Raw genomic sequence first — 13,844 nt, 5'->3', positions numbered from 1 at the left:
CTAAGTTCAGTGAATAAAACTATCAGGCTAGTTTAGATTTCCCGTTTAGGGTATCAGACCAAGCCGTTATAACGGTTGATTTCGATTTACTATCAAGTGAATCAATAAAGCCGCTATCTCCCATATTAGGTGCGAATCCACTCATGGCCTGCACCAGAGAATCGACGGCATTGGCAGAAAGTGCTGTATATTCACGCTCACCCTGTGCATCTTTATCTCCCATTTGGGTGATGATATCCGCACGGTTGCCATTGAAATAGTCATTGAACGTTACAGAACCCATTGCCTCAAATTCCCCCTGTGCAGAGGTATCTTTGACATTACGCTGGGTCAACAGAACCAAATCGTAACCGCTGCGTTGGAACCACAGGTTTTGCCAATTGATGTCGTTGAAAATAATCTTGTCACCTTGCTTGATATCTTCAACCACGTTATCAATCACATCACCACTGACCACAAAGCTATTCACGCCCGTGCCGCCTTTGAAGTGGTTTTGGTATCCACCCAATACCAGCAGATCATCCCCATCGCCACCGTTAAGTTGGCTGAACTTAGAGATCACATCGGCAATCAGGTGATCACTACCTATCCCCCCATTGATAACAGCGTGATAACCCATCAATTTGATGGCATTGTTACCTTCCTTGCCATCGACTCGGTTATTGTTGCCGAATACCGTCGCAAAGTCGTTACCTTTACCCAAATCAACCTGATTATTATTGCCAATGGCGACAACGTAATCCTGATCTTCCCCTGCATCAATGCGGTTAAAGTTGCCGGAAGCCACGATATAATCACGTCCCTTGCCGCCATCAATCACGCCGCCTTCACCAAAGGCAAAGACCTGATCATCGCCATCTCCCATGTAGGCGTAGTTAATCCGTCCAGCCAATACAGCCACATCATTGCCTGCACCACCAAACATCATGTTTTCACGCCCCATCATGACACCGACATCATTACCCTGGCCGCCTGTGAAAATATTCGAGGTGCCTACGGAATAGAAAACGTCATCACCACGGCCGCCCCAGAAGTTATTGTTATCTCCCAGATACGCACCGAGATCTTTACCGTCACCACCCCAGTTAAAGTTGTAGTTACCCAGGGAGACGTGGATGTCACCATCCCCTTGCAGATGACCGCTATTACGCAGGAAGTCGAAAGTTTTATCCTGCATGTTGAGTAAGTCGGCTGTCAGGTTCTCTTTCAGGTTAGTGACCAGCGATTTCATCTCAGCCTGTTTATCCTGATTGAACAGCGTTGCAAACAGGTTTGGCAGGTTCAGGGATGTCAGCCCAAAGGCGCGATCTGCCTGTGTCGTTTCTGGTGCTGATGCATCCCCTTTACTGATGGAAACACGCCCCTCCTGATTTTCATCAGGTGCTTTGGCTTTCAGACCGTGGCTTTCAGCAAAAGATTTCACGCCATCAGCCCCCATATTCAGGCCGGCTTTCAGGCTATCCAGTAATTTTTCTGGATCAGTGAAGGTTTTCAGTTGATCGCCACTGAATTCACCGATGATTTCCAGCATTTCACGCACAATAGCTACACCATCAACATCCTGACCAGAGCGGGAAACAATAGCGCCTTTCGCGGTATAATCCACACCAAAGATGTCTGCCAGTGTAGTATCCGCACTGACCCCCGCCAGATTCCCCAACAGTTTGTTTTTGATCTGACGTGGCAAGTCCGTTGGGCTAAAGGTAAACGTGGTTTTTGCCACACCCGTTGAGGTATATTCCTGCGTCATCAAGCCAAACAATGAACCCAGATTGGTATCCAGAATCGACTGGATGTTGTCACCAAACATAAAGTTCCAGTTACCCGTCGTAACCTGAATATCCGCACCTTGTCCACCCACGGCAAAGTTGAAGGCCAGTTTTTCATTCGCTTGACGGAATTTATCCGCCCGACTGATTTTACCCATTTCCGGGGTATTGCCATTTCCACTCAACCATTGGTTGTATTTCTTGTTCAGCGTGCTTTCGAGATCATTTTTCAGGCCACGGCTGCTACGTTCATTTTGTGAGTCGAGATCAGTTAGGGTCTTATAATCCACACTGCTGGTCAAATCGAGACCAGACAGATCACTGACGTATTTCTTCGCACTTTCCAGTGTCCATTGCTGGTTTTGGGTCGCCAGCCAATCTGGTGAATCAAACGAGCCGGCAATGTTTTGCAATACACCCGAAATACGGGCTGCACCATCAAATGGGTTAATCAACGGTGGAGTTGGAATAGATTTTTCCAACATAACGATGAGATCATTACTGCGTCCCATGTTGAAACTGATGTTGCGGTTGCCGATAAACAGTTGTGCACCCTCAAGTGCCTGATAACCGGCAAGATCAACACTGTGCTTGCTGTTACCATCACCAATGTGAACCATCACATTGTTATCACCAAAGGCCAGAGACTTAAAGCCACCTGTACCGACTTTGATGCCCACGTTGGTCGTGCCCCAGTTAATCGCCGTAAACTCACCATCACCCGCCTGTACCTGAATATTGCCGGAATAACTCAGTTGGTTATTGGATGATGCCGCCGCTGAATGGTTATCCGCCGCATCGCGTTGTTTCGGTGCATGGAATGTCTCGGTATTATCGGCAATCGCACCTTGCGCTTTTGCATCCACATCTGCCTGCCCCACGCGGGACAAGTTGATGTCATTTTCAGCAATACCACGGCGGATTCGTTCGGAGTGGCTTTCCACTTCACCGTTGTCATTCCATCCCAGCACCAGCTTATTATCCATCAGCTTGTGAACCCACTGTTCTTGCACATCTTTTGTGTATTTGCGGCCAATACTGTCTACCGCAACTTCACTGCTGCGCGCCGATACCGTGGTACGGATACCCTGCTCATCCAGTGCCGAAATAAAGCGGCGAGCAAACCCCTCTCGTTTGTCATCACCGATCAAAGAACAACTGACAAGGCTGATATGATCAGGCATGCCAACCTGTTTGAAATCGGTATTGAACTGTTTCAGCCTTAAGGCCAGTTCATCGGCACTATAACCGCTGACACGTGTGTGGTTTTGTAGCGATTTTTCACGCCCATGCCCCACAATCTGCCAGCGTAATTTTCCGGATTGTAATTTATCGGACAAGACAGCCGGATCACCATACACCACACGGTATTGACCATTGGCATCAAGCTGAACAATCACAGTGGAATCTGGGTGCTTACCCGCCAAATTCGCGGTGGCTTGTGCAACAGTAGGATCATTTTCAGTCTGGATAATGATCTGACCCGCAAAACGACTATCGCTACTTTCCGGCTGTGGTTTGACCACAATATTTTCCCAGGCATTGACGTCCTGGTTATCCACGTGAATATGGCTTTCCAGCGAGTCATCACCTAACGGTTTTTTCACACTATGAGTTGTATCAATCTCTGTCGGTTTCTTGATTGGGGTATCATCAAACACGGGCAGTTCTAAGATGTCTCGCATCGTGAATTTAACATCCCACTTTGGACGATAAGTTGCCAAGACCTCACCATCCATAACGGCGACACGTTCGAAAACACTTTCCCCTGCTGCATTTTTTTTCAGTTTATAGCTTTGTGCCATGTTTAGATCGGATTCACCGAAGAAACGCGTCACGTAAGCGCCAAACTTCTCCGCCGACGAGAATTCAATAATTCCCACATTGGGATCATAGAAACCATAAACACGATTTTCACCACTGCCTTTCGCCCACGCCGCCATGGCATGGTCTGGGCCATCCAGCTCAAGCAACACTGGTTTACCTTCTGGATTGCCAGCAGTAATTTTCTGGACGACGCCATCGACTGTCAGTGCTTTCGTGTCTTCCAGTTTCTCTTTCCATACTTTCATGGATGTCGCTGACATTGGGTTCTTAGCATGGAGTGCGGCCAAAGATCCCAACAGCTTATTTGCGTTGGCGTGCTCAGTGGCAGAATACCGTTCTGGGTTGTTAAGTACCGCTGCCGCAGAATACATTTTCTCCAGCAATTGACGGGCAACACCATCCTGCCCCTCATTTTCAAGTTGTTTCGCAACCAGAATCAACTTCGACAGTGGGTCACAACGTCCGCCAAAACCATCATTTGACAGATTCAGCAATAACAATTGGGGTGCCAGTTGTTCACTCGCTTTAGTGTCAGCAATGCCGGTTGAAGCGACATCACGGAACAACCGATTGTATTTTTCAGCTCTTGGCTGGAAGGTGATTTTCAAGGCGCGGCTTTCAATTTCCCAAGCCAAAGCGCCTTTCTGTTCCAGGCTCCAGTTACCCTTAACCAGCAAATCCACCAGTTGCTTGAGATTCATGTTTGGACGGAAACCATCCACCACCTGCTCCGTATGGCCTTGCTTGTAACCCACCAGAAAATCTTCGGTTGTACGAATATCTGTCAGCTTCTTACTTGAGCCGGATGGCTGTGGTTTTATTACTTCACCGTAACGTTTAAGGTCGTTATCAGTACCTTTGAGTACTTCTGGTTCGTCAGGCTGAGGTCTCACTTCAAACGAATCAGGCGCAATCTCTGCGTTAGGTTGTTGGGTAATATTCTCTGCCGATGCTTTGAGTATGAATGTGCCATTTTTGGCATGGGCAACGACTGTATCGATATTCGACTGTACAAGGTTAGCCGCCTGCTTGAAATTGTGACTTTCAACTTCAACCCGAATTTTCTCACCTTTCTTGGTCGTCACTTCCAATGTCACGGCATCGTTATCATAATCAACCACACGTCCCGTTACGTTTGCACCCAGCTTAAAGGTCTTACCCTGCTCCTTCAGCGCACGCAATACGTACGGTTGTTCACCTTCACGCGCCTGTTTCCAGACTCCGTCATACTGGGTAATGGTGTCATCTTCAAAGATATTGTAGTTAACATAGAAACTTTGGCCTTCTTCTTGGCTGGCCTCATAGGTATAAGCAAACTTGGATTGATATCCCGTTATCATTCCCTTATGGAAAGAGTCCATAAAGTGTTCAAAGTCTTTATAGTTATCAAATGATTTGATACCACAGTTAGGATCATAGAATGACCAAACAGTTTGGCTTTCCCCTTTATGGACAACAACGGCCATGGCGTGATCTTCAGACATAAAGGACATATAGGTCGTCTTATCCACATTGCGCAGTGTCTCCATGACGCTCTCATAGCCAGCAATATCATTGCTCAGCGAGCGGTCAATGCGATCTCCCGTCAGCCCATTGGCTTTCAATTTACCGCCATAAGCCTGGTTGGCTTTCCTGCGGTCTGCCAAATTGGACAGGTTTTGCGTCTGGCTATACTGCATTGATAGCAGATCTTGGATTGCCGGGCCGATATTTTGGCGGCGATACTGATTAAGCAAAGAGGCTTCAATCGAATTGATATCACTCTTTTTATTCACCGTATTGTCATTGTAGGCCTTGACTGCATCGGTCAGCCACGACAAATAGGCTTTGCCACCCCCCAGCCCATGAACTCGCTCTTCTATCAGGTAACGGCCAGACAAGGCAAAACAGATGCCTTCCAGAAATTCTTTTGACTCAACGTGATTCCCATTAGTCAGGAGAACATTGCCAATTTCAGGTACAAGTTTCTGAAGATCATTGAGCAGAGATCCTCCCTGATTGAAATGGAGTGAGTATTTATCTAACTCTTTGCCACCTGATTTCATATCAAACAGGATGTAAAGCAATTTTTCCCGCAAACCCGCCTTCACGCTACCATTTTCATGCTGAGGTGCAGAAAGTGTTGAGACAATCTGGTCTGCATAATTGCTTATCAATCCATGGTCTTCATGACTATAAGAAGTCGGTTGGCCTGATACCTGATAACCGGCGACAACCAGTTTGGCACGCAGTTTTTCCCCTTCTTTGCCCAATCCTTCATTATCGGTCAATAGCATGATTGGCGTCTGTTTCGAGATGCCTTGCAAGTTTTTCTCCACCGAGAATTGACCATTAACCGCTTTTGCCAGAGCACCGCTTATCCCCACAGGATTTGGCACTCCATGGGCGGTAATCCCTTTAGTCATACTTGGCATTGGCCTGTCAAGCAGCAAACCGGAGACAGCTTGCCCACGGCGCTCGGCATAACGGGCAAGATCCGCCGCAACAGCGCCTCCCATGGAATAGCCATGAATAATGATATTTTCAGGCTGGATGCCACGGTCATTAACCAAATAGCGGAACATGGTACGGGCGTCCTGATAAAGCCCTTTTTCACTTGGATGACCATCACTGGCGCCGTAACCCCGCATGTTCACCGCCAGCATATCCACACCCTGTCTTTGGTAATAATTTTGGACAGTGATGGTTTGCTCTTCCGCAGATGAATGGGAACCATGAAGGAAAAGCACAACTTTTTTCGCCGTACTCGGCTCATCTTGCTCTTGCTGATCACCGTTATAGTAATAACCGGTTAAGCGTCCTGCTTCGCCCTGTAACGTGATATTATCCGCTGTCCCCTGATTGACAAATTCATCCAATATCATTTGGGTATCGTTATCTACGTTACGGCGTTCTTCTTTGGTGCCGAAAAGCCGCTCGTTTATCAAACGCGTTATTGAATTGGACGGTTCACTGTCACGTGGTGGCGTACCATTATTGTCAATGGCAACTTTTTCGCCACCTCTCAGGGTAACTTCCGTCAGCACCAGCGACTCTTCCAGACGGACACTCACTTGTGACAACAAATTTTGCAGTGCAGGAACGCGTTTTGAATCTGGATGTCCTTGCAAATAGCTTTCAACCTGGTAACGCAGAACGGTTAATTTTTCTACTGCATCAAAGCTATAATCCTTGCTATTTTGCAACATATTTTCGTAGTTACTGAGGGCATCCAACACTTTTCGATAGCTGTCACCAAGGATCTTGCCTTTAACATAAGCGGCTTCCCGCAACTCCCCCACAGACATTAAGTCAGTTTGCGGCTTATAGCGCCAGCTACCCTCCGCTTTTTCAGCGATAATGCGAGTACGTCCGTGTTCGTGGGAAATAATACGATCTTTCACCAAATGCAATTCATCAGGCAGTTGGTCGTAATGGTTATAGTTGGCGAGAATAAAACGCTCAACAGATTTAATCTGAGCAGAATCTTTTGGATTTTCCAACATGATAGTTTTGAAGCTATCACTGTTCTTACCCGGCCAAGGGCGGACTTCAAAACCTTCACCATCAGCTTCACTCACCAACAAATTGCGTTCTGTACGCAAACCATAGAATGGTAAGGCTTGATTCAGCAAGTTATCGATGGCACTGGTTTTGATATCCAAATCAACCAATGTATACGGTTTATATTTGTCAGGGTCCAATGCAAGCAGCCTTTTCTGCTCTGCAAGGCTGAGTGAATTAAAACGCACTTTTACAGTCACACCGGCTTCTGTCAATCTGCGGCCAAGGGATTCAGGTGACGCGCCTTGATACTCTTCATCAGCTTTATCCAGCAGGCGAATTTCCCCGATCAGGCCCTCACGCTGTAATTGACGCAATACAGGTAATTCAACATTCCAGAAATAGTTGCCAAGAGGCAATCCGCCTTCCGAAATGAGATAAACATCGTTACGTGAGCCAGTTGCATAGAGGGAACTCCAGAATCCGGTATTGCTGCGTGCAGAAGCCAAAATGGATGATTTCACCGCTTCCTTTTCCGCAATCCCACTAGGCGATAAGCTGCTCCAATTCATCAGCATTCTGTTCAGGGCAATAGCAAACTCGTTACCTTTGACATCAATATCGTAAACCACCTTCTTGCCATCAGTCTGTATTGCATCAATAATTTCACGGGATTTCTCAAGACTCTTAGGCCCCTTGCCAGACCAAAAGGTAACAATACTGTTATCACCATGTACAGGCTCGAAACTATAACCATAGCTTTCCAGTTTCGAAACGAATTCAACGCGCTTGTCCCAGTCGTAATCAATGGTGGCATCAACAAAGAGTCTTACCAGTGAAGGGAACTGGTCTTTCGGTATAATCGTATTCTTTATTTTTTTAAATAATTTTTTCAGTGAAGCGATCTGGGCTTTCGATAGATTACTCGTATCCCCTAACTGTGGATCAATAATATAGGCGACCATTTTCTGTCTGAGGTCATCCGGTATATCTGCATCCACACGATCAAACCCCGGCACGGGAATATATTTTTCCTTTTCCGAGGCAAGTTTGTTGTCTTTATCTAACCAACGGTAAACATTGGCGACTTTTTGTGCCTTGCTTGCAACAGAATAACCAGTTTCAGCCAGAGCTACTGAATCTTGCTGAACATGTTCTTCACCCAACGCTTTCAAGCCACTGAGATCCAGTCCCGAAATTTTTGGCGTGTCCCTGATCCATTCAGTCACCACGGCAGAAGGTTGGCTAATTATCTGATTATCCGACGTTTCGCCATGAACAGACGTTAACACTTTTTTGGCACGTATCCCTGCATTGATCTGCAAGCGGTTTAAGGCAGCTTTGGCATTATCAAGTTCGCTCAGATCCTTATCCAGCTCTTGTAATTGCTCACTGAATCGACCATCAGCCTGAACAGTCGAATTGGCATTGATATTACTCTTGGATTTTTCTGCTTGTTCAATGTCTTCAGAGTAATTAGCGTTATAAGTTTTACCAGACAAACCACTGCCTGTTGCGCCTGTACGAACCGGTTTATGGCTGTTATCCAGTTTTGAACCCTTGGCATCATGTTGCACTTGCGCAGTTTTATTGTCTGCCGCAGAGACTTCATGCTGACCATGCTGCTCTGCTTGTTGTACGGCCAGATTACCCTCATGTTCTGCCCGCTTAGCTTTTAGCTCACGATCAAGGGCTTCTTTCTCTCTGTTTTTGGCCTGAATGAGCGCTTCTTCAATATCTTGCTCAGCATCTTGTTGATTTTGCTCAGCCTTAAGTGCACCCATTTCTGATTTAGCGACAGCATCTTTAGTATCGCCCAAACGCGCTGCGATCACTTCCTGGATATTATCTAATTGATTCTGCGCAGTTTCACCAGACTGATTCAATTCGGTTTGAATACGCTGCTGTAAACCAGCCGCGAACTGATCACGCCATTGTTGGCCTGATTCACCATGATGGCTGGCATGGATATCCAGTGTTTCCAGCCCCTTAACCTGCGCCAGCATCTCATCTGTCACCGCCTGCGCTTCTTCTTTGATGGCATTACGCTGGCTCTGCCCGTTCTCATTCAGGGCATCCAGATCTGTCGCTTCCAGTTGTGACTGGCTGCCAGAAATCGCTGCAAGTTGCTTATCTTTTTCCTGAGCCAGACGTTGGCTATCGGCTTCTGCTGCGTCCTTGTCCTGCAAGGCATTGTGTGCCGCTTTATCCTGTTTCACATGGTCAGCAACCCCACTGTCTTTCAGTTCAGTAGTTGCAACTACATTATCCAGCACATAACCAAAACCATCATTTAAGCCAATTCCAGAAAATGCCAGCCGGTTACTTCCCGCATTGGCGGTTAAGGTCAGTGTTTTGTTTTGCCACTCACTGTCACCATTGGCGGCTGCAAAAACAACCTTTCCATTCCACCACACTTCCAGCCCATTATCCGCAGAGCTGCCAGCACGCCTTGCAAAATCGAACTTAACCGTAATTTCTTCACCCGCCGTTAAGTTCTGGATATCCTGATAGATATTTGTGTTACCACTGACATCAAGTTCACTGACCCGCTTACCATGCCCTTCATCACTCAATCCATATGCCTTGGCTGAATGGCTGGCTTCAATGCCATTGGTGGATTTCCATCCCACAACACCTTGTTCAAAATCACCATTGGCGATTAAATTGCGTGGTCGATTCGGGTTCAGACGTTTTTTACTGCCAAGTGTCTTCTCGATCCCTGCAATATCTGGGGTATCTACACCGGTCACAGCCCCTTTCAAATCTTTTGCCAAATCCGATGAGATTTCATTAACTTCTGTCAGTTTGAAACCATTTAGGGAAGAAACTTCCGGCAGGTCAATGGCGCCTCGTCCTTTATGGGTTCCTGATGTCGTGGCTTCATCGCCATTCACCAGATAATTGATGCCCTGACTGCCCGCGCTACCCAGTACGGTTTGTTTGAGATTGTCAAACAGTGCATTCAGTTTATTGCTCTGGGTATTGCTTTCCGCCACCGCAAGGCTATAAAAATCACCATTACCCACCTGAATTGCCACGTTGTTACGCGCATAAGAAGCGTTAACGTTCAGGCCATCACCCACACGGATATTGGCATTGCCCTTGCCCTTCATGACGGAAACATTCAGGCCGTCACCCACACGGGTATTGACGTTGAATTTACCCCAGGCCACATTGACGGAAACCCCATCGCCGACTTTGGTATTGATGTTCAGGTCGCCATGAACCGCAGTCACGCTAAGGCCATTCCCCACTGTGGTGGTGATATTGCCTTTACCTTTGGCCGCCGTAACTTGCATACCATCACCCACTTTGGTGACGACATTGCCCTGGCTCCATAACACATTGAAGCTATCGCCATGCCCGATTTGGGTGACGATATTGGCCTCACCCTTAGCGAGTACAACGTTACGACCATCACCGACTTTGGTGATGACATTAGCCTTGCCCCACGCACCGGTATAGTCATCACCGTTGCCAACATGGGTGACGATATTGGCTTGCCCTTGGACAACGGTCACTTCCTGACCATCGCCGATTTTGGTAATGATATTTGCATCACCTTTGGCAAAGTTATAGCGATCGCCGTGACCAGCCTGAGTCAGGATATTACCTTTACCCCAGGCGGCATTGATGCCCAATCCATCACCCACTTTAGTGATGATATTGCCTTCCCCTTTGGCAAATCCGACCGTTGTGCCGTCACCAACATGGGTCATGATATTGCCGATTTTAGAAACCAGCAGGCCAACCGCACTTCCATCACCAACTTTGGTCAGGATATTGCCTTTGCCCATCAACACGGCTGCCGTTGTGCTATTGCCTTCCTGATTAACATGGGTCACCACATTGGCTTCAGAAGCGGCCACAACGCCCATAAAATCATTGCCGACTTTTGTCACAATGTTGGCTTTGCCTAATGCCAATACACCGGTTAAACCATCACCGACATGGGTCATAATATTGGCTTCGCCAAACATGGCAGCCAATGTTGTGCCATCACCCACTTTAGTCATGATGTTGGCTTTACCTGCAAACAAACCAATGCTGGTGCCGTCTCCGACATGGGTATAAATGTTGGCTTTACCCACCATCAATGCCGCGGTCAGATCATCCCCCACTTTGGTCAGCACGTTTGCCCCACCAATCATGGCCGCAAAAGTGGAACCATCACCAATCTGGGTAAAGATATTGCCTTTGCCAATCATGGCAGACAGGGCATCGCCATCGCCGACTTTGGTCGCAATATTGCCTTTGGCGATCATCAAAGCAACACTTTTGCCATCACCAACGTGCGTGTATACGTTGCCTAATGCCAGCATCAAGGCCAGTGCATCGCCATCGCCAACTTTCGTGAAGATATTGCCTTTACCGCCCATCAACGCCCAGGCATTGCCTTCACCCACATGAGTGAAAATATTGCCTGCACCAATCATCGCCGCAATGGTTGTACCATCACCCACTTTGGTGAAAATATTACCCAGCGCACCCATCACACCCAGCGTTTGCCCATCACCAACATGGGTCAAAACGTTACCCAAGCCTAACATAATGCCGGTCGTATCACCCTGGCCAACTTTGGTCAGAATATTGGCACCACCCAACATAACACCGGTCGTTTTGCCATCCCCCATATGGGTCAGGACATTACCGCCACCGCCCATAACGGCCTGAATATTACCTTTGCCCTTTTTCGTCAGGATGTTGGCACCGCCCAACGCAATTGCCGATGTATTTGCAGAACCGGAATCCAAAGTCTCATTATGGCTAATATGGGTAATAATATTGGCTCCACCCAGCATGGCAGATTCCAAATCGCTTTCACCGACTTTGGTCAGAATATTAGTGCCACCCGCCAGTATTGATGCGACATTACCGTTCCCCATCTGGGTCAGAACATTGGCACCACCAATGCCCATCCAGAACGCATCGCCATGACCGATTTGGGTATGGGTATTGAAACCACCGCCCATTGCAACGCGACTGTTGCCGTTGCCTTTGTGAATAGAGATATTGCCAACCGCCAGAAGGTGAGCAAGATAGCGGCCATCGCCAACGCGAACCAACACGTTTGCTGCCCCGCCCGCATTGACATTCATCTCACCGCTCCGGCTCTGGTGCAGCAATACGTTGGCAATGCCAGCACCATCAAAGTTCAGGTTACCTTCTTTGCCTTTTTTGATGATGATGTTTGCGCCACCACCACCTGCGAAGGTTGTATCACCGAATTCAGAGCTATGTTCAATTACGTTCGCAATACCCGCACCTTTGAAGCTGACATTGCCACGAGTCACGTTGGATTTGATGAGGTTGCCACCACCGGCACCAACATAATAAATATTACCGGAACTGTCATTACTGCCAGTTGCTGAGTTGAACAGTTCAAGATCACTATATTCATGCATATCAGGCACACGACTGGAGGTTGTGCGCACAGTATTAACGCTGTAATGCAGATCACTTAGTGAGTAGCTACCGGTTCCCATATAGTGGTAACCATTGGCAAGAGAGATATCGGTGTTCGCCAGATTAGCGGTATGGTTGCCTTCTTTATACCAAGGGCGAGCGATATATTGCAGCGTTCCTGTATTGGGATCATTCTTTAGTTCAACTACCACGACCTTGGTATATTCGCCAAGTTGCTTACCATAAATATAGGTGTTCGGCATCCGGTTGGATTTGACGGCTTTTACATCAACGGTGGTTCCATCACGATAAATAGCATAACCGCCCATTTTGGCATCAGACAAAGTAATATCTGCTGCGTTAATCTGGACACCATTACCATAATCTACCCATTGGTTTTCTGTCAGCTTTTTCTCAACCGCATGGATCGTGATCGGTTTCTGTTGTTCAACGATCAGGTTTGATAACGTGTATGCGCCGTCAGTACCGACTGAATTAAAGCCACTTTGAGCCGAGATATCTTGTTTTTCCAGCCCCTTGAGATGCCTGCCTTCTTTATACCAGGCAGTCGAAAAATATCTCAGTTTGCCCGTTTCGGGATCATTGCGCAGTTGCACCTTGTTGATTTTAGTGTAAGTACCATCCTCAAATGCAAACAGGTAAGTATTCGGCTCTCGTGCCGATTTAACCCCTGTCACCTGATGGGAGTTGCCAATCCATGCGCCACTCATGGTTGCCGTTGTCAGCACAACCTCTTCAGCTTTGGCGTATTCCATCCCTTCGCTGCTGAAATCATTGGCGGCTCCTTTGCGGATAATTTCGTTATAAGCACCGCCACCTGTAAAATTGATATTACCGTGCGCAACATCAGAGTAAATGCGGTTATAACCGCCTACGCCTTCAAACCGGATATTCCCACGAGTTTCAGAGTAGGTATCAGTCGCCTGACGTATACGCTCGATACGGTTATAAGCCGCACCACCACTGTACGTAATATCACCGTCCTTGCCCGTGTGCGTTATCGACACCCCACCAGCAACACCAGAAAATTCAATATTTCCGTCATTATCTTTGTCAATTTCTACGTAGCCAGCTCCTCCTTTGACCGTCAGGTTTCCAGTGGTGTCAATGACCTTAAGATAGGCGGCTCCTCCTACAACGGTATCATGTCCAGATCCCGTATACACCGTAGCACCAATTGATCCCACTGTAATATGGTCATTGCCGCCGTAAGCATATATATTACCGCCAAATCCAATGGCCTTAATGTTGTTATCACCATCATCGGCGAAGTAATTCCCCGTAACGAAGTATTCAACACTTCTCCAAAATGGTTTTCCCATATATCAATCTCTG

At 47.3% G+C, this 13,844-nt stretch carries 1 protein-coding gene; it reads right to left on the bottom strand.

Annotation, left to right across the window (positions count from 1 at the left end):
- Window positions 1-22: 22 nt before the first annotated feature.
- Window positions 23-13,831, bottom strand: coding sequence for an MARTX multifunctional-autoprocessing repeats-in-toxin holotoxin RtxA (gene rtxA, locus IQ209_RS03230; RefSeq protein ID WP_228005693.1), 13,809 nt, complete (start codon window positions 13,829-13,831; stop codon window positions 23-25).
- Window positions 13,832-13,844 lie beyond the last annotated feature (13 nt).

Origin of the sequence: Xenorhabdus sp. BG5 (assembly GCF_015163665.1) — a bacterium.
Lineage (GTDB): Bacteria > Pseudomonadota > Gammaproteobacteria > Enterobacterales > Enterobacteriaceae > Xenorhabdus.
The sequence above is the reverse complement of the archived record's forward strand: the minus strand, read 5'-3'. Positions and strand labels throughout refer to the sequence as shown.